The 24,459-nt window shown below is 60.3% G+C and carries 20 protein-coding genes and 1 pseudogene; 15 read left to right on the top strand and 6 right to left on the bottom strand.

From position 1 onward, the window contains the following. Positions 1 to 31: 31 nt before the first annotated feature. The 3 genes from ABIE00_RS13735 to ABIE00_RS13725 all read right to left on the bottom strand — a co-directional run bounded on the left by ABIE00_RS13735 (position 32) and on the right by ABIE00_RS13725 (position 3,515). Positions 32 to 1,186, bottom strand: a complete 1,155-nt coding sequence (locus tag ABIE00_RS13735) for a sugar ABC transporter substrate-binding protein (protein WP_354261103.1) — start codon at positions 1,184 to 1,186, stop codon at positions 32 to 34. 40 nt (positions 1,187 to 1,226) lie between these two features. Continuing rightward, positions 1,227 to 2,111, bottom strand: a complete 885-nt coding sequence (locus ABIE00_RS13730; RefSeq protein ID WP_354261101.1) for an alpha/beta fold hydrolase — start codon at positions 2,109 to 2,111, stop codon at positions 1,227 to 1,229. A gap of 807 nt (positions 2,112 to 2,918) precedes the next feature. Beyond that, positions 2,919 to 3,515 (bottom strand): TetR/AcrR family transcriptional regulator, encoded by a 597-nt coding sequence (locus tag ABIE00_RS13725; RefSeq protein ID WP_354261099.1) that lies wholly within the window; start codon positions 3,513 to 3,515, stop codon positions 2,919 to 2,921. A gap of 249 nt (positions 3,516 to 3,764) precedes the next feature. Between ABIE00_RS13725 and ABIE00_RS13720 the strand changes: the two genes are divergently transcribed. After that, positions 3,765 to 3,986: a hypothetical protein gene (locus ABIE00_RS13720; RefSeq protein WP_354261097.1), complete on the top strand. Its 222-nt coding sequence runs from the start codon at positions 3,765 to 3,767 to the stop codon at positions 3,984 to 3,986. Positions 3,987 to 4,248: 262 nt separating this feature from the next. Here the strand turns inward: ABIE00_RS13720 and ABIE00_RS13715 are convergent, their stop codons facing one another. Continuing rightward, entirely contained in the window at positions 4,249 to 5,289 is a 1,041-nt protein-coding gene (locus ABIE00_RS13715; RefSeq protein WP_354261095.1) for a LacI family DNA-binding transcriptional regulator, read from the bottom strand. A gap of 193 nt (positions 5,290 to 5,482) precedes the next feature. On the opposite strand from ABIE00_RS13715, the gene ABIE00_RS13710 reads away from it, so the two are divergent. From ABIE00_RS13710 to ABIE00_RS13650, 13 genes are all read left to right on the top strand, one after another. Continuing rightward, complete coding sequence (locus tag ABIE00_RS13710; protein ID WP_354261093.1) at positions 5,483 to 6,571, top strand: alpha/beta fold hydrolase; 1,089 nt, start codon at positions 5,483 to 5,485, stop codon at positions 6,569 to 6,571. Between the two features lie 199 nt (positions 6,572 to 6,770). Then, positions 6,771 to 8,054, top strand: a complete 1,284-nt coding sequence (locus ABIE00_RS13705) for a sugar ABC transporter substrate-binding protein (RefSeq protein WP_354261091.1) — start codon at positions 6,771 to 6,773, stop codon at positions 8,052 to 8,054. A gap of 2 nt (positions 8,055 to 8,056) precedes the next feature. Further along, on the top strand, positions 8,057 to 9,646 hold the full coding sequence (locus ABIE00_RS13700) for a sugar ABC transporter ATP-binding protein (RefSeq protein ID WP_354261089.1): 1,590 nt from the start codon (positions 8,057 to 8,059) through the stop codon (positions 9,644 to 9,646). Between the two features lie 98 nt (positions 9,647 to 9,744). Continuing rightward, positions 9,745 to 10,680, top strand: a complete 936-nt coding sequence (locus tag ABIE00_RS13695) for an ABC transporter permease (protein ID WP_354261087.1) — start codon at positions 9,745 to 9,747, stop codon at positions 10,678 to 10,680. A gap of 40 nt (positions 10,681 to 10,720) precedes the next feature. Next, entirely contained in the window at positions 10,721 to 11,872 is a 1,152-nt protein-coding gene (locus tag ABIE00_RS13690; protein WP_354261085.1) for an agarase, read from the top strand. 68 nt (positions 11,873 to 11,940) lie between these two features. Then, positions 11,941 to 12,960 (top strand): Gfo/Idh/MocA family protein, encoded by a 1,020-nt coding sequence (locus ABIE00_RS13685; RefSeq protein ID WP_354261083.1) that lies wholly within the window; start codon positions 11,941 to 11,943, stop codon positions 12,958 to 12,960. Between the two features lie 23 nt (positions 12,961 to 12,983). After that, the gene (locus tag ABIE00_RS13680) at positions 12,984 to 14,105 is read left to right on the top strand and encodes a Gfo/Idh/MocA family oxidoreductase (RefSeq protein ID WP_354261081.1); all 1,122 of its coding nucleotides are present in this window, start codon (positions 12,984 to 12,986) and stop codon (positions 14,103 to 14,105) included. After that, positions 14,102 to 14,893 carry a TIM barrel protein gene (locus tag ABIE00_RS13675; protein ID WP_354261079.1) on the top strand — a complete coding sequence of 264 codons (792 nt, stop codon included), beginning with the start codon at positions 14,102 to 14,104 and terminating at the stop codon, positions 14,891 to 14,893. The genes ABIE00_RS13680 and ABIE00_RS13675 overlap by 4 nt, the downstream gene beginning before the upstream one ends. Before the next feature lie 1,171 nt (positions 14,894 to 16,064). Continuing rightward, on the top strand, positions 16,065 to 17,219 hold the full coding sequence (locus tag ABIE00_RS13670) for a substrate-binding domain-containing protein (protein WP_354261077.1): 1,155 nt from the start codon (positions 16,065 to 16,067) through the stop codon (positions 17,217 to 17,219). 148 nt (positions 17,220 to 17,367) lie between these two features. Beyond that, positions 17,368 to 18,822, top strand: coding sequence for a sugar ABC transporter ATP-binding protein (locus tag ABIE00_RS13665; protein ID WP_354261075.1), 1,455 nt, complete (start codon positions 17,368 to 17,370; stop codon positions 18,820 to 18,822). Next, positions 18,819 to 19,817: an ABC transporter permease gene (locus ABIE00_RS13660; RefSeq protein WP_354261073.1), complete on the top strand. Its 999-nt coding sequence runs from the start codon at positions 18,819 to 18,821 to the stop codon at positions 19,815 to 19,817. Before ABIE00_RS13665 ends, ABIE00_RS13660 begins: the two co-directional genes overlap by 4 nt. Positions 19,818 to 21,038: 1,221 nt before the next feature. After that, the gene (locus tag ABIE00_RS13655; protein WP_354261071.1) at positions 21,039 to 21,578 is read left to right on the top strand and encodes a DUF488 domain-containing protein; all 540 of its coding nucleotides are present in this window, start codon (positions 21,039 to 21,041) and stop codon (positions 21,576 to 21,578) included. A 730-nt stretch (positions 21,579 to 22,308) separates the two neighbouring features. After that, positions 22,309 to 22,695 (top strand): DUF2255 family protein, encoded by a 387-nt coding sequence (locus ABIE00_RS13650; protein WP_354261069.1) that lies wholly within the window; start codon positions 22,309 to 22,311, stop codon positions 22,693 to 22,695. On the opposite strand, the gene ABIE00_RS13645 is transcribed toward ABIE00_RS13650, so the two are convergent. Both ABIE00_RS13645 and ABIE00_RS13640 read right to left on the bottom strand, forming a co-directional pair. After that, complete coding sequence (locus ABIE00_RS13645; RefSeq protein ID WP_354261067.1) at positions 22,675 to 23,346, bottom strand: MFS transporter; 672 nt, start codon at positions 23,344 to 23,346, stop codon at positions 22,675 to 22,677. The two genes, ABIE00_RS13650 and ABIE00_RS13645, sit on opposite strands and share 21 nt — an antisense overlap. Positions 23,347 to 23,397: 51 nt before the next feature. Further along, positions 23,398 to 23,733, bottom strand: coding sequence for a carboxymuconolactone decarboxylase family protein (locus tag ABIE00_RS13640; protein ID WP_354261065.1), 336 nt, complete (start codon positions 23,731 to 23,733; stop codon positions 23,398 to 23,400). A gap of 319 nt (positions 23,734 to 24,052) precedes the next feature. On the opposite strand from ABIE00_RS13640, the pseudogene ABIE00_RS13635 reads away from it, so the two are divergent. Beyond that, a pseudogene (locus ABIE00_RS13635) lies at positions 24,053 to 24,393 on the top strand (MmyB family transcriptional regulator); the annotation flags it as partial. Positions 24,394 to 24,459: the final 66 nt, after the last annotated feature.

The following is a 24,459-nucleotide window of genomic DNA, read 5'->3' as shown; positions in this document are numbered from 1 at the left end:
ACCGCGAGGTCGGTTTGATCCTCAGGCATTGCTAGCCCTCCCAGGTGCTCTTCAGCACCTCGGTCGCATTCTCTTTAGTAATGACTGGGGGCTGCTCAAGGAGATAGTCCTTCTCCACCGGCTTGCCCAGCACGTGGTAAAGGGCAACGCGGATACCAACATCGCCGTGAACAGGATTCCAAGGGGAGAGTGCGTGGAAGACGCCGTCCTGGACGGCTCTAACCGCAGTTTTTCCGTCAACAATCGAGAATTGCGGGACTGAGCCGGTGCGGTTGTAGTCCTTCAGTGCCTGGTTCACCCCGTAGCCAATCTCCGTGTATTGGGAATACCAGGCGCCGATTTTCTGGTCCTGATGTGCCTGAAGATAATCCAGAGCAACCTTGTACCCCTGGCCGCGGCTGTAGTCTGTGGGGGCCGTGTACTCAATCCTGATGTTCGGGTACAGCTCGTTGAGGGCCTTCTTAAACCCTTCGTTACGGAGGATCTGGGGGGATGATCCAAGGGCTCCGTCTGTTTCTACGACTACGCCTTCCCCGTTCATCGACTTGCCGACTTGCTCAGCCAGGCTCCTGGCGGAGGCCTCGGTGTCGAGGTAGATCCACGAATCGTAGTTCCTCGTGGCGACCGTGCGTTCCATGCCGACTATGGGAGTTCCCGACTCCTTGATCTTTTCGATTTCAGGGGTCAGCGGTTTCACGGAGTGAGGCCAGACGACTGCGGCGTCCACTTTCTGCGCGAGGCAGGAATCGAGGTCTTGAACCTGCTTCAAAGGGTCATTGTTGGTGTTGTAGAAGAGGACCTTCACGTTGGGGTGGCGCGCGGCCTCGATGGCTGCGCTTTCGCGTTGGGCTACGGCCCATGAGCCGATCGAGTCGGCCTGCGAAAAGCAGATGGTGTATGTCTTTGTGGGGTCCCCAACCGGGCCGTCAGGAAGGGGTGCTACATCTGCATAGGGCATGCTGAATTCTTTGCCACTGGGGGACGTGACCGTTGTCCCCTGTTTTGACTTGACTTTGACGGCTGTGCTTGGCGCTACCAGGAAGTTTTCACCTGAACCGTCGCCGTTTGCCCCACCTCCGGCCGTCTGAGTTGGCAGCGGAGGCGGGCTACAGGCTGCCAAGGCTGCCGTAAGCGCTAAGGCCGCGATTGTTGCTGAAATTCGAGTGGTGTTAGTGGGGTTCTGCATAGGTGCCTGTCTCCTTTGACGGGGCAGTCGGCTGAAGGGTTCAGCTGGGGGAGAAGAACTTGATCAGGGTTTCGGCGAGTTCGAGGGGCCGCTCGAGAGCTAGGCTGTGGCCGCAGTCGAACTCGACGTACTCGACGCGGTCGGTGAAGTGTTCCATCTGGTTGCGGGCCTCTTCGGCAATGAAGTACTTCGCCCCGATCGCGAGTACAGGCATGGGCAGGCCCTGTTCCTGAATCGCCTTGGTGAACGCGATGTTCTCCCAGGTGGCCCGGTAAACGGAGAATATGGCGCGCAGGCCACCGGGTGCCGAGGATGTCCGGGCCCATTCCTCCACGCAGTCATCAGTGATGGCAGCCGGGTCGTAAGTTTCGTTCTTCATCCAGGTGGACCAGAACGCTCCTTCTCTTCCGGAAATGAGCATCTCGGGGAAGTCAGGGACGTGGAAGAAGCTCACGTGCCAGAGGAAGCGCCCCAGGGCGTGATTCTCGGGGCTCAGGTGGGACCAGCTTTCCAGTCCGAAGCCGGGAAGGAGTGATTCTCCAAAGGAAAGCTTGGTAACGCGGTCCGGATACCTCGCCGCAACAGCGAAAGCGAAGCAGGCGCCCCAGTCTTCACCGACGATCCCAAACTTGTCATACCCCAGGTAATCAACCAGCTGCACGATGTCTTCGGAAACGGTTTCCATGTCATACCCACTTTGAGGGCGGAAGGAGTCCCCGAACCCACGAATGTCTGGTGCTATGACTGTGAAATGCTCACTCAGGATCGGGATGATGCGGTGCCAGTAGTACCAGCTTTTCGGCACACCGTGCAGTAGCACCAAAGGCTCCCCCTGGCCGGCCACGACATAGTGGATGCGGGTTCCGTTCAGGCTGACGCGCCCATGAGTGACAGGTGCTCCTGCGAAATCTTTGACTTCAAGCATTGCGAACCTTCTCCTTACTTCGCTGTAAATCAGAAAAATCTCAACAAGTGGATGGCGAGCATGTCCTCGACACAATGCGGTAGCAGGTCCTACGTAAACGCTCGTTCTCAAACAGTGTAAACGGACGTTCTCATACAATGCAAACGATCGGTTTAAAACCCTGAGTGTCCGTGAAAGGTTGCGTGTTCACAGGAACGCCAAGAGGGACCGCATGTCGCGACCGCGGACATTTGAAGCCTCTGCAGCCCTGAAAGCTGCCTTGCAGAGCTTCTGGCGGCAGGGCTACGAGGGCGCCTCAGTGGAGCTGTTGGCAGAAGCAATGCGGATCAACTAGGGGAGCATTAGCGTTCGGCTCAAAACAGGCCGCTCTTCGAGCGTGTGCGCAGGGTTTACCATCGCGAGTACCTTGGACTTGGGACTTGACGCGCTGACCAAGCGACGACAAGGATGATCGCCTCCCGCCCCTCCAGTGAATGGTTAGCCTCCATGCGGCAGGAGGGCTCCGGCAGGCTGCTTAGAAACGGACGCCGCCTTGGCGAACTACCACTGCCCTAGTGGAGACTGGCGGACACTCCATGGGCAAGGCCGCCAGGGCCGCACTGGATGTGGTTGGAAGTGAATCGGAATGAAGCGGAGCCATCCGGTACCCGAAACGCAATTGGGACGACCCGTAGTGGCAGGAGGGCGGGAGGAGCTGCCACTTGCACAAAAGTCCCCTGCGAACGGATTCGAGGGCGCTTTATGTTCGGGGGGACTGAGGCGACAGCATGCCTTCCCAAAAGGGAAGGGAGGGGCTTTGGCCGGCGATCAGGCGGCGGCGGATGAGTCGGGCCAGGCCGACAAGAAGGCATTAACAACCTCAGAAAGCTCCTCCCGGGAGCGTCCTGATTTGGCCTGGACTGCAAGTCCCTGAACGAGCGTGCTAATGACGCCGGCTGCGCCCTCTGCGGACATGCCCGGCGGGAGGGAGTCTTCCATCCCCCCATCCTCGAACCTCTTTATCAGCATGCCGCGCAAGGCGTCTCGGCTCTCGGCCAGATCAGCCCGGATCTTTTCATTGTCCGGACCAACCGCAAGGGCGGCATTCGTCTCCAGGCACCCGGGGGGAGTCTCTCCCTCGGCATGAAGCTCGACCATACCGTGGAGGAGGTCCCCCACGATCTTCCTGGGCGATTTCTGTTCCAGTGCTCCTATGCGGAATCCCAGGTAATCCTGATGGTAGAGCTGGCGAACCCGCTGGAAGAGATCCTGTTTCGATCCAAAAACCCGATAGATACTGGCTTTGTTCATCGCCATCGCTTCTGAGAGCAGCTCGATAGAGGTCCCCTCGTAACCGTAGCGCCAGAAGGTGCCCAGGGCAGCTTTAAGTGCCGCGGACTCATCGAAGCTTCTCGGCCGCGCCATGTACATACCTCCTCGCGCGTATCGATCCCAATTCATCCTCTCATGCATCACCAGTTTTGAGAATGAGCGTTGACAAACTTCGAGAACGTTCGTTTACTTTATTTGAGACCGAGCGTTTACAAACGCCACGGATGATCACACTGCCGGGTGCGTCCAGCGCTCCTCGGGTGGATCTCTCTACATCAATGAACAGCGCTGGCATCCGGACCTGCCAATCCCGGCTACAGGTCCATTTGAAAGGAACTTGGCATGACCCTCACACCCGACCTCCGAGATTGCCTGTGGGTGCGCGTCACGCATCGCGCCGATATGGACCGGCAGCTCAACGACGCCGTCGAACGCCTCCGTGAAGGCGCGCTATCGCAGTCACATTGCGGAATTCTGGTGATCCGCCGCTCGGACTCGGACTTCTCCCTTGAACTCCACTCCAGCGTTCCTTTCGGCCTAACGCATGAAGTCGACGCCCGCTAACCTTGCCGGGAAACAATCCTCGGGGGTGTTGATTCTTCGTTCCAGTACGTCGGGTCGACACGCAAGCCGGTTAGGCCCCAGGCCGGTGGGTAAAGGTACCGTCCCGTTTCCTCAAGTGGGTTCCTTTCGCAGCAGGGTCGCTGCTCGACTACGTTCAGGTGCTATTCGAGAATATTCTCCGGGACTTCATCGCAGGCAACGATGCATGCCTTTGACGGGGAGGCATCAGGCGAATCAGCATCTAGGCCCGAGCTCGGGCCGGCTACAAAATGTCTTTGGTGGCCGGGTTGGGAGCAGCGGCTGTTGTTGATCGGACAATCAAAGTTGGCTGTAGTACGTGATCGACCGCGCTGAGAGCAGGCTCTTGCATCCTGGCAATCGCCCGGGCTACTGCGCTGCCGGCTACACTCTTGGTGTCTTGTCGAATGGTAGTCATCCCGACCGAAATCAGGCGGGAGATACGGCTGTCGTCGTAACCGATGACAGAGAGCTCGTCAGGTACTCGAATACCGGCTCGAACTGCCGTATAGAGCACGCCCAGAGCACAGCGATCGTTGTACGCGAAAATTCCTGTCGGGCGATCGTCTGAGGGCATGGCGAGCACCTCTCTCATCGCCCGTGCACCATCGTCCTCGCTCTCACCCCCCGGCAGGACTGTCGCGAATTCGGCCAAGCCCTTTCCTGCCACCGTTTCCATGAAGCCCGCCAACCTGTCGTCTGATCCTGCCTTGCCTGAACCGTCTATGTAGAGCACCCGGCGGTGCCCATGGCTCAGGAGATGTTCTGTTGCCATGCGTCCTCCATCGACGTCGTCCACGCGCACCGTATCGATCGTGCCCTCTGAAAGCCGCCGGTGGAGCATGATGGACGGAAGTTCCTTGTCAAAGGCCATCAGCTGCTCATCAGTGGCCACAACGCCCAAAAAAAGGAGAACGTCACAGCGTTCGTTGATGAGGCCTGCCACCGCCTCCTCCAACTTCCGACCAGGGGTTACCGCGCTGATAGCCAATTCATAGCGAGAGCCGATCTCGGCGTAGAGAGCCTCGATCATGTCGGCATGGAACGGATGCTCGAAATTGACAACAACCCCTATCGTGCCGGTCTGCTTCTTGCGTAGCCGCTGAGCTCGCGAATCCGGCCTATAGCCGAGGCGTTCTGCCGCTTCCGAGACGCGCTTTCGGTTCGCCGGACTCGCGCCTGGCAGATTGCGCATGACAAGCGAGACCAAGGACGTCGAAACGCCAGCCTCCGCGGCTACGTCGGTGATCGTGGGTCGGCCAGTCGTCTCCGCCTTTGGTACCACAAGGCTCCCCTTTCAAACGAGGGACCGGGCTAGTCCCACACCTACTCTAGAACGTTGCAGCCAAAACCCTTGTCACCCTAGAACGTTGCAGGTTACACTCAACCCTAGAACGTTCTAGCCCGACGCGAAAAGCTCTATGCAACCCATGCGCGCGGTTCCGATAATCACAATCCCTTTCTTAAAAAGGATCGTTATGAACGAAGTCATTTCCTCTACAGCAAACGGAAAAAAGGGATCAGGACGCCCTTTGGAAGGGGTGCGGATAAATCCCGAACAAACCACGAATTACGAGAGCTTCGGTCCGCTCACCGCCCCTTACAAAGCTCCCGCCGGCAGTGCCTCATGCACGATTCCTGTCGAAATCCAGCATGGGCTGGTACCTGTGGCCGAAGGTGTACGCCTTCACTATGCAGTAGCAGGCGAGGGTGATCCGGTGCTTCTCCTGCACGGCTGGCCGCAAACCTGGTACACCTGGAGGTTCCTGATACCGATGCTCGTGGCTGCGGGCCGCCAGGTCTACGCGGTGGACACCCGCGGCTTTGGTGATAGCGATGCCCCGCCGCAGGGCTATGACCTCGAAACCCTGGCCCAGGATGTCCATGTCCTTATCAACCGGCTCGGGTTGGATCACGGCCGGGGCGTCGACGTGGTCAGCCATGACACCGGCAGTTGGATAGCGCATGCTCACGCTGCCGCCTACCCGGGAGAAGTGCGTCGCCTTGTGCTTTCCGACGCCTTCATACCTGGAGTTTCTCCTGCCCCTCCGGCCGGCTACCCGGGCATGGGCATGGTTCACCGGCAGTGGCATTTCTACTTCAACAGGCTAGATGGCCTGCCAGAGGCCCTGATCGAAGGGCGGGAACGAACGCTATTGTCCTGGTTCTTCGGCCCGGCCAAATTGGCCCGCACGTGGACAATCGAGCCGAGGGCATTCGATGAGTACCTGCGCGTGTTCTCCAAACCAGGGGCCGTCCGAGCCGGCCTTGCCTATTACAGGCACGTCTTCAGCCCGGAGGGTAGATCAGCCAGCGCAGCTAGAAGCGGCCGTATTATCGAGGCTCCGACGTTGGCGCTGGGAGGAGAGCTGGCAGACGCGGACAATCTTTATCAAACAATGAAAGGCGTCGCCCCAAACCTCAGGGGCCATGTTTTTGCCGGAATTGGCCACCATCTGCCAGAAGAATGTCCGGAAGAGATGTTTGAACAAATCATTGAATTCTGGAACCAAGAACCTGCGGGTGCTCTTCCGGCAGCCAGTGAAAAGTCCCCCGTTCGCCAATAAATGGCCCAAACCACGTGCAGACAGGGTACGGCGAGATGGTCGCACGCATCACCGGATGCAACCGCGTGACCTAACCACACATTTGCGCGCCCGCCAATCTGCACCCCGGCCCCGAAACCTTCGCTCGTCGCCAAGCTGCGGACTCTCGGGCCGAAGATTCCCCACCTGCTTTACTCTCCCAACCGAAACGAGAAAGAACATGCCCTCGATCGAATCAAGAATCGCCGAAATCGCTCGCAGCGACATCTTCCCGAGTGATGTCGGCCGCCGCACCTTCCTAGGACTTGCGGCCGCAGCGGGAGTATCCATCAGCTTGAGCTCGTGTTCCATCGCCTCCGGATCGAAATCGGGGTCTGACGGTCTGACTCGAGGACCGATGGCCGCGCACGTGACCACGTTGGCCAACGAGTTCTTCGTCGAGTACACCGACGGCGCCAAGCAGGCCGCGGCCGCCCTGAAGTTCGACCTCACGGCCTACGAGGAGCAAGGAAACGTCAACACCGCCCTGGGACAGCTTGGCACGGTCCGTGCGTCCGGTGGCAAGACGATGTTTGGCCACAACGCATCCGAAGCAGAATGTGCGGCAATGGTGAAATCGGCGGCTGCTGCCAACATTTTCTACGCGTGCACGTTCACCGCTCCGCCTAACTTCACTCCGGCGGACTCGCGCACTTGGGTTCGGTTCATCACGCCCTCAACACCGGAGATTGCCTATCAGACCGCCAAGACGCTGTTCGAGAAAGTCGGCGGGGAGGGAACAGTGATCCACGTTCCCGGCCAGAAAGGGTCAACGCCGGACGTACAGCGGACCGCCGGACTCAAACGAGCGTTGAAGGAATACCCGAACATAAAGATCGTCACGACCCCGGACGGCAACTGGACTGCCCAGGACGCCCGGAAGGCTTTCGAGAACACCCTGCCCAGCGTCGACGACTTTGTCGGGGTGTTCACTCAGAACGACAGTGAGGCCGAAGGGGTCATCGCGGCGCTCGATGCCCGCGGCATCAAGGGAATACAGGTCACAGGATTCGACGGAAACAAGAAAAATATCGAGTTCATCGCGGACGGCAAGCAGCTGCTGACCTCTGCAACCACGCCGGGCCTGTCCGCGGGACTTGCAGCCGTGAGCCTGTTTGACGCGGTCAACGGCGTCAAGCTCAGCCTTCCCGAATCGATGCTCTTCCAAGGTGCGGTGCTGGTGAACGCAGAGAACGCGGCCGACCTGCGAAAGAAGCTTTATTCCGGTCCTCTGCCCTTCGAGTGGGAGCGCATGAGTCGCGCGCTGCACCCCGATGACTGGGACCCGCAGACTCTCCTGACGCCCATCAAGCCACAGGAATTCTTCGCTGACGCGCCGACCGGCGACTACAAGCTGAATACGGCCTGGGATGGGATCGACCAGGAGATCACGCAGATCAAGAAGAAGTATGCCGATGCTTTCCAGGCTGGTCCACTGGCAGCATATAAGAGCGAGATGGTGTGACGATGTCCGAGCACGCCCCGGAACAAACGATCCAAGCCGAGGACACTGCCACATCGACTGACCGACACGCCATCCCCGCTATTGAACTCTCCAACGTCTCGAAGACCTACGGGCCAGTCAAGGCCCTGTCTGATGTCAGCCTGCAGCTGTTCGAGGGCGAGATCCTGGGTCTTGTCGGGGAGAACGGTGCCGGCAAGTCGACGGTCATTGGAGTCTTGAGCGGTGCCGTCAGCCCGGATGAGGGCAGTCTGACGGTGGCTGGTCAGTCGGTCGCGTTCGGCGATCCGCGACGCTTGGCTGCCAAAGGGATCGCGGTCGTCACCCAGGAGCAGTCTCTGGCCCCGTCGCTGAAGGTGTATGAGAACCTCTTCCTCGGACACGAGCGAGCCATCGCCGGCCGCAGCCCGCTGCTGCCCCATGCGGCGATGCGACGAGCCGCGCTGCAACTGCTGCAAGAGTGCGGTCTGTCATCAATACCGGTGAACGCCGAAGTGAGCAGCCTGACATACCCTCAGCGTCAGCTCATAGAGATCGCAAAAGCCTTCGCCTGGGCAAAGCTCAGCGGAGAGCGACCCATTATCCTCCTGGATGAGCCGACCAGCGGGCTGAGCGAGGCTGAGGTTGAAATGCTTTTCAACCTCGTGCGGCAGTGGCAAAGCAAGGCCGCGTTCATCTTCGTCTCCCACATTCTCCGCGACGTCCTGGCAATGTGTACGCGGCTGGTCGTCCTCAAGGACGGACGCACCGTGAAGTCGGTGCCAAATGTCGGCCTCGCCGACTCCGACCTTCACGAGCTCATGGTGGGACGCGGCCGTGCCGCGGACTATTACCACCTGGCGGCACAGGGCACCGGTAAGGAAGACACGGTGCTCCTTCAGCTCGAGCAGGCGAGCAGCGACGCCTTCCAGGATGTCTCCCTCAGCGTCCGGAAGGGTGAAGTAGTGGGCATTGCCGGCGTCATCGGCTCTGGAAAGTCAGAGGTCGCCGCTGCCCTGGCGGGAGCGGTGAAAATCTCTTCAGGGAGCCTTTCGGTGAGCGGGAGGACGTACGCGCGTTGGGACGTCCCCACCGCCATCGCACGCGGCGTGGTTTTCGTTCCGCCGGAACGGAAGAACGACTCGATCTTCGCCAACATCTCGTTAAAGGCAAACATTGCGATCGGCTTCCTCGACAAGGTGCGAAACCCCGTGACCCGACTGATCTCCGCGCGCACCGAACACCGCCTCGCCTCCGACCTCGCCTCCAGGATGGCCGTGAAGGCCGACAGCCTGACGACCCCGCTCGGAGAACTCAGCGGGGGCAACCAGCAGAAGGCGATCTTCGCTCGTTGGCTCGGGCGAGGCTGCACGGCACTCATCCTGGACGACCCGACACGTGGCATCGACGTCGGCAGTCGCGAGGACATCTACCGCCACGTGCGGACAATGGCCGCGACCGGGACCGCCGTCGTGGTGTGTTCAGAGTCCCTGGAGGAAGTCATCGGGCTCTCGGACCGAATTGTCGTAATGAAAGACGGGCGGGTCGTCGAAGAGCTCGCTGCCGATGTCGACCGCAAACCGTCCGAGCTGGACGTAGTCCGGCACATGACCTGAACAGGAAATCGAACATGAACATAACCCTTAAAGAGAAGCGAGAGCCATTCTTGCCCCCAACTTCCCCAGAGACAGGAAAGGCTGGAAGCCGATTCGGCGTGCTCCTGGAGCGCAACTTCCTCGTTCCGATTCTCGCCCTCGTGGTGCTGATCTCTTACTTCGGGATCCGGAACCCGGCCTTCGTCTCATTGGAATCAGTCGACAACATCTCACGGCAGATGTCGTTCCTGACGGTGCTCGCACTTGCTGGAACGTTCGTGATTCTGATCGGCGGCATTGACCTGAGCGTGGCAGCGAACGCGACCCTGGCCGGAATCCTGGTCGCCACCTGGATCGACGACTATGGCATCGTTGCCGCCATTGTCCTCACCGTGGCGATCAGCGCGGCCGCCGGCCTGGTCAATGGCCTGGTCACCATCTACCTGAAAGTGCCGTCCTTCCTTGTTACGCTCGGAATGCTCTCAGTGCTGGGCGGCATCTCGAACACGATCTCGCAGGGCGGACCGGTCTCCTACGCCTCAAACTCGTTGCACACCCTCATTAACGAATCTGTCCTCGCCGGCGTACCCAACGGCACGCTCATTGCGTTCGGACTGGTAGCCGTGCTCACGGTCGTCGCGTTCGGGACCCAGTACGGGCGTCACCTGTATGCGATGGGAAGCAACGAACGGGCTGCACTCCTTGTGGGCGTGAGGGTGAACCGGATGAAGCTGTCGGTCTTCGCTTTGGCTGGAGCGATCGCAGGAGCGGCCGGCATCATCTTCACGGGTCAGGCCAGCACAGGTGTACCCATGGGAGCCGACCCCAGCCTCCTGAACTCGATCGCGGCGATCGTCGTCGGGGGCACGGCCCTGTCCGGGGGAGTGGGCGGACCGCACCGCACCCTGCTCGGAGCCCTCATCATCGTGCTGCTGGGTAGCGGGATGGACATCACGGCCGTAGATCCCTACACGCAGTCCATCGTCAAGGGACTCGTGGTCATCGCCGCCGTTGCCCTCACCATCGACCGTCGTCGCTACGGCGCCATCCGCTAGATGAACTAACAAATCCCCAGAACAAAGAAAGGTCAAGAAAATGGAAACAACACTCGATGCTTTTGGTGGGCTGACATCAGTGAACGCACCCGCAACGGGAAGGTTCAACGTCGGGTTTCAGCAAGGACGCTGGTGGCTGTTCACGCCTGAAGGGAACGGATTCTTCTCCCTGGCGCTCAATCACGCCGAGGAGGCGGACCTCAAACACCCCCACAACATCGACGTCTGGACCGAGCGCTACGGGACACGCGACCGCTGGCGGGAAGCGGTCCTCCAGGATATGCGCACGTTCGGGTTCAACACCTTGGGATGGACCCAGCAGTGGGTGGCTGGAGACTACGAGATCGACGCCGACTGGCTCAACACGATCGACCTCGAGCACAGCGCGGGCTGGACGTCGGCCGAACTGCGCGGCGCCGGGATGCCCTACGTCCAGACGCTGAGGTTTGCCGAGTTCGAAAACTGGAACGGCAACCCCCAGTACCCGGACGTCTTCTCCCGCGACTTCGAAGACTACGCCACCCACCTCGCCAGGACCACAGCCGCAAACCACGCGGACGACCCGAATCTGATCGGATACTTCTTCGTCGACATTCCCGCATGGATACCTCACGCAAGCGGCCGGTACTTTACCCGGGACGGACGCCATGTCAGTGAAGGCGAACTCGCCGACATCGCCGCCCGATACTACGAAGTGACGACAGCTGCCGTCCGCTCCTTCGATGACCAGCACCTGATCATGGGGGACCGGTATAACGGCAACAAGGGGATTCCGGACGTGGTCTTGGAGGCCGCCGCCCCATACCTGGACGTGCTGTCAATCCAGTACTTCCCCGGGGCGGACGAGGCCGCGCACCGGAAGATGCGGGACGACCTGCAGAGGTGGCACGACCTGACGGGCAAGCCGATCATCAACGCCGATGCAGGCAACAGCTGCGCAACCGCGCTGCATCCTGCTCGCTGGGACTCGCTGGCGGACCAGTCGGCGCGCGGCAGGAACTATGAGGAGTCACTCAATGCGCTCATTTCCGCCCCCTGGCTCATCGGGTGGCATTGGTGCGGCTACGTCGAGAACCCCGTCCGAGGCTGGGGAATCAAGAGCGGGCTCGACGAGCCCTACGCCGACTTCGCGCCAGTTGTGACGGAAGTGAACACCTCCATCTACGACCGGCTCCTCTCCACCCGTGTGTAGGGCACTCACGTTCCTCCTGGCCATGCTCCCGGGGCTCACTTCGCTGCGACCCGGCTCCGGGGAGTCCAGTGAATACAACTGACCTGGCCATCGGGATCCTCGGGGCTTCGCGCATCGCACCCAAATCGATCATCGAGCCCGCCCGCGAACTCGGTCACACCATCATGATGGTGGCCGCACGAAACCCGGAACGCGCACGCGAGTTCGCGTCGGTCCACGCGATCCCCGTCGTGGCACTCGACTACGCGGCCCTGATCGCGGACCCTCGGGTGCAGGTGGTCTACAACGCTCTACCGAACGCCCTACACGGGCCTTGGAACGCTCGCGCACTCGAAAGCGGGAAGGCGGTGATCAGTGAAAAGCCGTTTGCCTCGAACGCGGACGAGGCGGCACACATTTTCCAACTGGCGGCGCGCACCGGCGGACGCATCGTCGAGGCATTTCATTACGCGTTCCACCCCGCGATGGCCCGCGTGAGGTCCGCGCTGGAGGCCTCAGAGCTCGGGACCGTCCGCCATGTCGAAGCCTCGCTGGACATCCCCCGTCCGACCGCCACCGATCCGCGGTTGTCGGGACGCCTGGCCGGCGGGGCACTGATGGACGTGGGGTGTTACGGCCTCCACGCGCAGCAAACCGTGGCCCGCTGGATGGGCGACACACTGGCGATTGTGGGCGCCCGAGGCCGGCCGGACCCCCAGGACGCAGGAGTCGACGCATCGTTCGAGGTAGACCTTGAATTCGGCTCCGGCGCCTCAGGAGCGGTGCGCTGCTCGATGGAAGGTGCTCGGGAGCGCCTCCAACTCACGATCATCGGCAGTTCCGCGACCTTGACGGTTCACAACTTCGTGCTGCCCCACAGCGATGATCGTGTCTCCGTACGGAGTTCAGCTGGCGTTGTTGTGGAACATGTAGGGCGGACCTCGTCGTATACCCATCAACTGGCTGCCTTCGCGCCCTATCTGGCTGGCCGGGACGACATACCTCCGGTTCATCCTGAGGAATCGCTGGCGATCATGCGGATGATAGACGAAGGCCTGCTGGCGGCCGGGTGGAAACCCCGCAAACACATTTCTACTAAACCGATCTAGATGCTCAAAACGAAGGAGTATTCATGAGTTACCTTCAATATCCGGTCAGCGAAGACCGGCCGATCCGAGTCGCCGTGATCGGCGCGGGGTGGATTGGGAGTTTCCATGCTGAGTCTGTTGCCCACCGAATTTCCGGCGCCCGTCTTGAAGCCATCGCCGATCCGGCCCTTCCGGCCGTGGAGGCCCTCGCGGGCCGGCTGGGCGTCCGCAAAATCAGTGCCGACACGGCCGATGTGATCAACGATCCGGAGGTCGACGCAGTCCTGATCGCCGCTCCAGCACGGTTCCATTCCTCTCTGATCACGGCCGCAGCACGGGCGGGAAAAGATGTCTTTTGTGAAAAGCCCGGCGGCCGCAGCATCGAGGAGCTCGACGAGGCCCTCGCTACGGCCGAAGCGGCCCGAGTCTTCGTTCAGTTCGGGTTCAACCGCCGGTACGCGGCCGATTTCGCCGCGGCACGGAAGCTCATCGATGACGGTGCAGTGGGCACCCCTCAGCTGCTGCGGTCGCTGACGCGGGATCCGGGCAGCAAGGCAGGAATCGCAAATGCCGAGCGTATCCCGTCAGGAACGATCTTCCTGGAAACACTCATCCACGACTTTGACACCCTTAACTGGCTGAACCCAGGCGCCGTTCCCGTCCGCGTCCACGCGATCGCTGACGCCCTGGTTGCGCCGGAGGCTAAGGCTGGTGGACTCCTGGACACGGCGGTTGTAACGGTCACCTACAGCAACGGCGCCATTGCGGTGGCGGAGGCCAACTTCAACGCGCTCTACGGGTATGACGTGCGTGCTGAAGTGTTCGGGTCCGCGGGTATGGTCGCCGCCGGAGGTCCGCAGGCGTCCAGCGCGACGAGCTACACCGCCGAAGGCATCCGGGCTGCCACCGTGCGGCTAAACGTGGACCTTTTCCATGACGCGTACACCGCAGAGCTGGCTCACTTTGTTGACGCCGTCAAAGCACGCCGGGACGGTGTCCGGGCTCCGGGCATTCCTGGTCCGGGCGGGGACGATGCCCGCAATGCCCTGGCGGTGGCCTTGGCGGCGCTTCGTTCTGCTGAAACCGGGCTCCCGGTCGATGTTTCGGTGATCGCCGAGCTGCGGGCAGCCGAGCGCGCGCTTGACCGGGTGGGAGGCGGCGCATGAGCTTCCGTCTGGCTGTCTGCGCCGAGATGGTCTACGGCGAGCTGCCGCTGATCGAACGTGTACAACGGATCCACGGGCAGGGCTTCGAGGTGGAGCTCTGGGATACAAGGGGACGGGATATCGGTGCCCTGGTATCCACCGGGGCCCGGTTTTCTTCCATGAGCGGATATTTCGGCGGCAGCCTCATCGACGCGGATGGCGCCCGCGAAGTGCTGGCCTCAGCGGAAAAACTGATTCCGACGGCGCTGGAACTTGGTGTCGAACGAATGGTGGTCCACTCCGCCGAGCTTGGAGAGGGCGGCCTCGCAGTCCGGCCCGTCCACCGTTCCACAGGGCAGATGTGGTTAACCGGCCTGCGCACGCTCGAAAGCCTTGCCGATCTGGGCGAGAAACACGGCGTGACCTTCGCCCTGGAGAACCTGAACACTATCCTTGACCATCCGGGCATACCACTGGCCCGCGCCAAGGACACCCTGGCTCTGGTTTCTGCCGTCGACCACCCGAACGCAAAGATGATGCTGGATCTCTACCACGCCCAGATGGGAGAGGGGAACCTGATCGAACTCGTCCGCTCGGCACTGCCTTGGACGGGGGAGATCCAGATCGCTGACGTTCCTGGCCGGTGCGAACCCGGAACCGGCGAGATCAACTACCGCGCCGTCGCGAAGGCTCTTCGGAGCGTCGGCTACTCCGGCGTCATTGGCCTGGAAGCCGGCGCGTCCGGCGGGCCGAGCCTAGAAGCAGGCGACACCGCCCTCGCAGCCTTCCGTGCAGCCTTCGAAAGCTGACTGTGTCGACCCAAACCTCCCGAACAACATGCATCTTGGGGGAACCAGCTTTTACATGACGATGGTGGTTATGACCTTTCATCATGTCCAGGGGAGGGGCCCCAACTCATGCGCCTACTTGTTTGTGAGTGCACTATCGATCGACAACGACAGAGGGGATACCGCGGTGGACGCCAATGACCTGCGGCGGACGGTTCAAGGCTGCTGAATGAGGGCGCGTTCACCCTGCTGTACCTATGGATCATGTTCCGGGCAAACGGCGGCGGTGCCCCCAGAACGAGCTTGGAGGCCTTTCTCCACGGTCTGCAGGCGCTGTCGGACAACTCGGTGCTGGGCTCGGTCGTCGAGGAACTACAAGACCCTTAGCGTCCTCAGCCAGGGCTGCGCGGACTACCACGGCGAACATACGAGTGGGGGCGCTCCTCTTCGAAAACTCAAGAAGCGGCTGACCCCTGGCAGGCTACCGACGGGATCCAAACACAATTTTCCTTCCCGCAATGATGACAGTTTGAGAACGACCGTTTACAATTGTTTTAGAACGATCAGTTGCAAACTACCGGCAGAAGGCTGCATCTCACGCCTGCGCCTATCAGTGGGAACCATTGAGAAAGGGAAGACAATGACACGTGAAGAAGCTTTCGCTACCTGCGCTCCAGACTCGTACGTCGAGTTCTACGGCGGTCGGTGGCTCGTCGTGCCGTTCGCCCAAGTGGAACAACCGCGGTTTTTTGTTTGCGCACCGCAGACGCTCCGCAGCAGTAAGCCCCCAGTGACGTGGGGGTCCGCGGGCTTTGAGGCTTCGGGTGCCGGTTAACCCGTGCCAAGTCGTCAAGTTTCTTGGGCGCCGGAGTTCACGCAGCTCCGTTCCGACATCGAGACAAGACAAGAAACACATGGCAAGCTTGATTTGCTAGAACGATCTAATGCAATTTCAGCAAGGTATTGACGAGATCGGCTCCCAGGCAGTTTGTGGCTGCTTTGAGCGATGCCTCTTACTCGGGGGCATACCGCATGAACGCCAGCGCTTAGAAGATGCACGCCACCCCGCTGCCCACTTGGCTCTCACGAAAGCACCTATTCTGCGACCGACCATCTCGGGTGTCAGCCCAGGCAAGGGGCCAATAGCTATATGAGTTCTTTGTCTAATACCTAGAATCCAAGAAAGACATTTATGAAGACATCAGCCAATGTCGCCGCGATTGTTTTCGCCGCTTCTCTCGCATTTTTAACGGGATGTGGATCCGCATCACCGGCCGGTTCCTCGGAGGAGGACCCGCTGAAGAACACGGACGCAGCCAACCTTGTCTCAAACGAGATCGTGGGGCGGGGTCCAGGTGGAGTCAAGTCCGGTGACCTAGCGGAACTTGAACTGACGCCCGACGAGGTGGCCGAGGCCAAAGCCGCAAAGTACAAGGTCGGCATCGTAATGCAGACGATGAATGTGGAGTGGTCTACGGAGCAGGTCCGGGGGATCACCGATCGGCTGAAGGAGCTCGACGCGGAGGTGGTCGGCGTCATTGACCCCGACTACAACGTTGAGAAGCAAATTGCAGGGATCGAGAACATGATCCAAAAGAAGCCGGACGCCATCCTCAGTATCCCCGTAGATGACACAGCGACTGCTGAGGCATACAAGAAGATCGGCGCGGCAGGAATCAAACTGATCCTCATGGACAACGTTCCAAAGGGTCTTAGCCACCCTACGGATTATCAATCCATCGTCTCCTCCGACAATCAAGGCAACGGTGCCGTCGCCGCAAAAGCACTGGCGGAATACATTCCGGACGGTGGAACCGTCGGTGTACTGGATTTCGGTGTCGACTTCTTTGTAACCAAGGAGAGGAAGAACGGCTTCGTCAATTGGATGAAAGAGAACCGTCCTGACATTGTGGTGAAAGTTGCCGAGTTCCTAGACCCGGCCAAAGCAGGAGACACCGCATCAAACTTCCTCACCGCCAACCCGGATGTAAAGGGAATGTTTACCGAGTGGGAGGTGCCTGCAATGGCGATTGAGAGTGCCCTCCGGAACCAGGGTAAGAACCTGCCGATCACCTCAGTCAACATAGCCTCCGACGTTGCCATTGACCTCGCTAACGGTGGAATGATCAAGGGATTCGGCGCCCAGGTTCCTTACGACCAAGGTGTCGCCGAAGCCAGCGCCGCAGTTAACGCCCTGCTCGGAAAACCCGTCCCCCAGTGGATTGCCTTCAAGTCAGTGCCGGTTATTCGCAACAACGTTCTGGACGCGTGGAAGCAGGTTTACCGCCAGGATCCACCTGCAGAGCTAGTCAAGGCCTGCGAGGACAACGACGCCTGCAAGAAATAGCTGTTCGAACCATGAAAGGCGTGACTGATGTCAGTTTCCAGACAGGCACTGTCAGATCCACCAGCTGGGAGTCGGTTTAGGTTGGACAAACCGCTACTTCAAATGATTGGGATACAAAAGAGGTATGGCCCAGTCAAGGCACTAAAAGGTGTTGATTTTGAACTGCTGCCGGGGAGAGGTTCATGGACTACTGGGACAGAACGGAGCCGGCAAGTCCACTCTGATCAAGATCCTGGCTGGAGCAGAGCAAAAGACGGGGGGACAGCAGCTGGTTCGCGGGGAGGACGTACACATACGGTCCACAGCGGAAGCGCGCAAGGCGGGCATATCAGTTGTCTACCAAGACCTCAGCCTCATCCCCTCCATGTCTGTCGCCGCGAACCTTTACCTCGGGAGAGAGCCGAAGACTAGATTGGGTCTGATAGACCACAAAAAGCTAAGAAGCGCCGCGGCGGACTTTTTAGAAGATCAGGGCTTTGATCTGAACCCCTCCGCGACAGTGGCCTCTCTGCCATTTGCCTATCGGCAAATGACTGAAATCGCGAAGGCACTACTCGACAAGGCTCAGATATTGGTCCTTGACGAGCCCACATCGGCGCTTACTTCCGAAGAGGAAAAAGTCCTGTTTCATGCCGTCCGTAAAGTGCTTGGTCAAGGAGTAGGAGTAGTTTACGTTACGCACCGTCTGTCTGAAATTTTTACGTTGACCGACAGAGTCACGGTATTCCGTGACGGCAAGAACGTTCTGACACTGCGGACCTCCGAGACCGATATGCCTCAGTTAGTGGATGCCATCGTCGGTCGTGAGCTGTCCGGCACTTTTGCGGGCAGTGAGGGAGACAAAGCCAACCGAGATTTCTCGAGGACCGGCAAGCAGGAACGTGTCATGATGCAGGGCGTCTCGAACAGGCGTCTCAACAACCTCGACCTTTCCGTAGTTTCAGGAGAGGTATACGGTCTGGCCGGAAATATTGGAAGCGGCAGAACTGAAATCCTTCAAACACTGTTCGGTCTTCTTCCCACGGACAGCGGGTCGCTGGAGTTCGATGGCGAGTCCGTCAGCTTGAAAGGCCCTTACGACGCTATTTGCCGGGGCATTGCCTTGGCTTCTGAGGACCGCCACGAGTCGGGACTTGCGCTGGAGCACTCCATTGAGCGGAACATCTCCATGCCGCAGCTGCGGCACCTTTCAAAGTTTGGGTTCTTTAAACGATCCGAGTCGCTAAACCGATCCCGCGACGCGGTTCGGCAGCTGGGCATCAAGGCACCCGACACAACAACCCAGGTTAGGTCGTTGTCCGGTGGAAACCAGCAGAAGGTCGTATTTGGAAAGTGGCTCGAGCCCACACCACGAGTACTTCTTCTCGATGAACCCTCTGTGGGTGTCGACGTGGGTGCGAGAAGCGACATCTACGACATTATCCACAAAACAGCCGAATCAGGTAGTTCGGTAATTGTTGCCTCATCAGACCTGGCTGAACTACTCCTGCTCTGCGACACGATCGCCATCGTCGTTGATGGAGCAATCAAGTCCGTGCTCCCGCGGACATCAATTTCAAGTGAACAACACCTCCACCAATTGATCCAGGAGTTTCAACCATGAGCGTTTCGGCCGTCGTTCGGGACAAGGAGACCACTCGAGGTCCCAGCCTGTTGGAGCGTCTTAAGACCCAAGCCCGCGGCGGGGAGCAACCAGTTTTCTTGTATGTGGCCTTCGTGGTCCTCATCGTGGGCTTCTCTGTTGCTTCACCAGTCTTCTTTTCAACCGATAACTTCGCAAACATCGCTCGACAGACCGCACTCGTTTCCATCATTGCAGTGGGAATGTCACTGGTCATCGTCACGGCTGAAATTGACCTATCGGTGGCCTCCAATCTCGCGCTTTCGGGGGTCATTGCAGCCCTTGCGATGAAGGAGATAGCTTCGTTCTGGCCACTAGGAGCCGTTGCTGCGATACTGTGTGGCATCTTGACCGGCTTGGTCAATGGGCTGCTGGTTGCTAGGTTCAGAATCCCCTCCTTCCTTGTGACGCTCGGGATGCTTGGTGTAGCCAGAGGCTTGGCACTGATGATTACCAACACCTCACCGGTACTCGTGACCAACAAGGATTTCTGGATAATCTTTGGCGATGGAACGCTATTCGGTATTTCAACCCCGATCCTATGGACAGCCGTCGTAATCATCGGCGGTGTGCTGGTTCTACACTTCAGTACTTTCGGCCGGAAAATTATTGCTACTGGTGGTAATGCTTTGGCGGCAAAATACTCGGGTATAAAGACTGATCGAGTAAAAATTGCCGTCTTCGCGATTACTGGAGCGCTTGCCGGACTGGCAGGACTAATCTTGACGGCTCGTGGACACGCAGCTCGGCCAGACGTAGCTGCAGGCCTGGAACTGGATGTTATTGCTGCTGTCATCCTAGGCGGTGTCAGCCTGTTCGGTGGTCGCGGAACAATTTTCGGAGTTATCTTAGGCAGCTTGATCATCGGTATCTTGAATAACGGACTTGTGCTGATGGGAGTTAGCCCCGCCGTCCAGCTGACAGTAAAAGGCATTATCATTATCGCTGCAGTTGCGTTCAATAATCGGAAAAAATAGCTCTAAGCAAGGTACGGCACTAGCGGAACCGAATCGTGGTGCCCACTTGGCCTCTTGGGCCAGGTGGGCACCTGTTTCTTGGGTTTCCCAGCAACTGCGGGACGAAGCCTTTAGGAGCCAGGCGGCGATGTCGTCCTCTGTCAGGCCGCCAATAACCTTACAGGTGCGCAGACGCGTTGGTAGCACTGACGGGCTGGCAGAAAGGCTAGGAAATGCTGACGTATGTCAGCCCAGAGGGGACTCGCCGAACGAGCCCACCTGCGATCCCCGTCCTATGTAAAACGGAAGAGATAGCACGGACATGTGCCGTACCACCCCGTCTGATTTACGCGCGCGGGAAGCCTTTTCGTCCGCCGGGACCAAATTTTCGATTCGCCGGCCCGTCGCAGCTACTTCTACTCCCGTGGTTTGAACGCCGATACTTGCCGTTTCGTCGCAAAAAAGAGGGTGTGGACACTGTCCACACCCTGGGCTTCGGATTCGGTTGTACCGGCATCGGACTGGGCCGGACTGAGGATGTTTTTGGGGGAGTGGCGGATTTTCAGGGCGAGCGGCTGGTTCGAGTCCCATCTCGGGCACGTGTTTTCCCTGTTCAGCGGCTTGTGAGCCTCTGAGTGTGGACAAATTGTGTTGTGAAGGGCCCCTTCGGGGGCCTTTTTCATTGGTGGCCGGTGCTGTGGCCCGGGACCTCCTTGCCTAGCTGGAGCGACGGTTTGTCGTTCGATACCAGTTCATGGGCGGTCATGGCTCGGCCAACATGACTTGAGAAGAATTCCGGTTGGGATTCTTTTCTGGATCCTTGGCTGTCCACTGGATTCTCCTTCGCGGCTGGTTTTGGCTGATCTGCTTCTTCATGGTGGGTCCGGGGGAGTGCGACATGACTTGTGCCGTGTTGTTTCGGATCGGTTCTCCCGGACGGCCCGGGGGCTGTCCGATACGACCCGTCGGCCAGCGAATGTTGCCTTACGCTGCAGCCCATGATGCTCACCCCCTCTTCTTCCCTGGATCCAGGGATTTTTCCGTTCATAGCTGTTCATGCCTGCCGTCGGCGCCGACTGCATGACGTGGTGGTCTTGTCCCGACTCTCCTGACCTGGGGGAGCCGCTGTTGGCTGGTCTTTCATTCCTGTTCATGGCCAGCTTGCTGAACGGCTGCATGACTGAATGAGGAGACGCCGAAGCCCAGCTGGCCATGAGCTATGACGGCAGTAGGCTCGAACCCATGAGGTCCGAACCTACGATCCTGCTCACCGTGGGGCACGGGGCCTCCAGCGAGGAGGACTTCAGGAACTTGCTTGAGGCAGCGGATGTTGCTTCCGTCGTCGATGTGCGGATCGGGCCGGGCAGTCGGAAGCATCCGCACTTTGGCAAGGATCGGTTGGAAGAATGGCTGCCGGCGGCCGGGATCGCTTACCGCTGGGAGCAGCGGCTGGGCGGCTTCCGTAAGCTGCCGCCGGATTCGCCCGACACTGCCCTGCGTAATGAGTCCTTCCGGGCCTATGCGGCCTACATGCGCACGCCGGGCTTTGCCGCGGCGCTGGCCCAGGTGCTGGCGGAGGCAGCAGAACGGCGGACGGCCATCATGTGCAGCGAAACTCTCTGGTGGCGCTGTCACCGGCGGCTCATTGCTGACCACGCGCTGCTGCTTGACGGAGCGAAACCCGTGCACTTGATGCCGGCCGGCCGAATGATGACCCATCAGCCGACCGGCGGCGTGCGGGCTGCGGGGGACCGGCTCATCTATGACGTTGTTTCCTGCTGACCGCCGATCACGTGGTGAGCACGCAGACAAGCGCCGGCAACACTGCCCTGTCATGTTGAGACCGAGGACGTTCTGGAGCCGCCGTCAGAGAAGAAAGGAACCGAACTGCTCTGACAGCCTTACAGGTTCATGCCTGACGTCAGGTTAAGGTGTGCCCCAGCCTGAACCGTATTGGCCTGAGGTTACGCGTACAGGCGCCCGTCGTTGGGGCCGAGTCCCATCGGCTGGTACACCTTCTTCGCGAAGACGATCACGTCACTGATCGGACTTGGCCAGCCAGTTGCCGATGATCTCCTCTGAGGTGCCGTACCCTTTCTGAATATCCGGTCGCTGGGACCGCCCTACACGTCCGCGGAGGCGAAGAAGTTCACCCGGAGATCGACGGCGCGGTCCATCAACGCCATCGCGTTGGGTTGGTCGGTGACATCGCCGAAGTTCACCGTGCCCAGCCCCGATCCTGCTCACCGGCAGGCAGGAGCGTCCAGATGCGAATAGTCCATCGTTATCTCCTTCATGCGAACTCAGTCCTCAACCAGCCGTCCGTCACTCCGCTTGGTGGATGCGATTCGTGAACAGTCACCGGCGGTTGATCTAGGTGGGCGATGTCCCCGGGTGGGAGTCCCTGTCGGTACCCCCACCGGCCGGGTCTCCCACGCGCGAACACAACGTGGTGGTGTTGAAGATGACCGGTCTGTGGAGGTCGAAAAAATGACAAGATGGAGGTTTCTTCATGGCATCGTGGTCTCCCCAGGAAGTAGCCCGTATCGCTGGCACCGACGATTTTCACGTCGCCCCGTACCACCCGGACGGGAAGACCACCGGCACGCTGACCTGGATCTGGTCCGTCGTGGTCGACGGGCGCGTGTTCGTGCGTGCCTGGAGCGGTACCCGCGGACGCTGGTACCGCTCCGCCATCGCTCAGAAGGTCGGCCGCATCACCGCAGCCGGCGCCGTGTACGAGGTAGAGTTCGCCCCGATCACAGACGAGGCCCTGAACGAGCGGATCGATGCCGCTTACCACCAGAAGTACGCCGGTAGCCCGTACCTGCCACCGATGGTCGCCGCCGGCCCCCGTGCCGCGACCGTCGAGGTCACCCTACGCACCAACACCGTTTGATCGAGGGAAGGAATCCGCTCCCATGAAGATCACCGGACGGATCGCCTGCGGGAGGTGCATGTGCGGCCGCATTGAGGAAAGGGCGCCCGGACGGCGCATGATCGCCTCGGGACTAGCGAGCAGCAGCACGGCACACACAGCCAGCAGCAGCGTCGCGGCGAGATAGGGGGTCTGTTCCGGCGCGGGCCCGTACTCGGCCAGCGCCCCGGACCCGACCGCCACGATGGTCAGACCGATCAGCGGTGCGACCGCAGCGGTGGTCGCGGCAAGCCAGCGCGGACGTTTTGGGGCGAGGTCGATGATGTAGGCCACGACCGCAGAGGAGCCGAGCCCGCAGGAGAGGCCCTGTAGAATACGGCCGGGAACGAGGACGACAAGGCTGGTGACATCCAGCAGGGACAGGCATCCGGCGGCGGCCAAGATGACGGCGATGATGCTGACGGCGTGCGTCCGGCCGAAGACCACGAGGGCGAGCATGACCGCCACGAAGTAGAACACCGCCGCAATGGACAGGTCCCCGGTGGTGAGTCCGTCCGCGGCGAGGTAGCGCTCAATTGGCGGGACCGGGGCACCGGACGCGGCGAACACTGCCATCAAATGACACCGCGGCGGCAACGAACCCCAGCCGTCGACGCGGCAGCTGCTGGGCATGCGTCGACTGTGTGCTGGTGGTGGGTTCGCCCATCCCGCGTGCCTCGGCGCTCAGTTCTCGCCCCCGAGGACCTGCTTGGCCACGGTCATCGCGCTCATCCCGTTGGGCCAGCCGGCGTAGAACGCGAGGTGGAGGATCGCTTCTTTGAGTTCGTCTTCGGTGACGCCGTTCTGACGTGCGTAGTCGAGGTGGAAGGTGAGCTGTTCGGCCTTTCCCATCGCGGTCAGCGCGGCGACTGTGATGAGGCTGCGGTCGCGCTTTGAGAGGCCCTCGCGTTCCCAGACCTCGTCGAATAGGACCTTATCGGTGTAGTGGACCATTCCGGGCGCGAAGTCGCCGAAGGCATTCTGCCCGCCGGTCCAGCCGGTGCTCTGCTCGTCGCTCATCATTCTTCTCCTTCCCCGAGCGGTGTGGGTCATCCGCTCGGCTCCTATTGAATCTCTCGTCGGGCGACTTGTGGGAGGCCCTGTCGTAGGGGGTACTGACAGGGTCTGGCACACACCCCGCCACCTTGTCGTAGCGTGGAAGCCGTGAGCACGAAAAGAACCGAGAACAGGAAGCGATGGCATACCCCTGCGCTGCTGATTAGCCTGCGCACGGCGTTGGCGGCCGTCTCTGACGCCTGGGCGGTCGTGTTCACCGATCGGCTCGACATCGTAGGAACCAACCCGCTCGGGCAGACGCTGCTTTCACGAATGTTCGACGATGACCGGCCCAATCTGGCCCCTGTTCCTGGACGAAGAGGCCTCGTCGGCGTTCTACCCCGATTGGGATCGGATCGCCGATGGGCACATCCCCCACCGCCTGCGCGCGGCGGCGGCACGAGACTCGCATGATAGAGCACTGCAGGAGCTGACCGGCGAGCTGTCGACGCACAGCCTCCTTCCCGGGGGCGCTGGTCCGCGCAGCGCGCCTGCGCCTGCCACCTGCCGCGCGAGAGAGTCCACCACCCTGTGGTCGCGGATCTGGAACTAACCCGTGAAGACCTCGCCCCGTCCAGAGACCGGCGCCGCACGCTCAGGGTTTACACCGCCGGGCCGGGAACGGCGACTGAGCGGCTACACGTCCTGGCCAGCGGGAGCCAGGAAGCCGCTGTCGCAGAGAGCACCGAG

The organism is Arthrobacter sp. OAP107 (assembly GCF_040546765.1).
In the GTDB taxonomy this organism is placed as follows: domain Bacteria; phylum Actinomycetota; class Actinomycetes; order Actinomycetales; family Micrococcaceae; genus Arthrobacter.
This window is presented reverse-complemented; position numbering and strand designations above follow the sequence as displayed.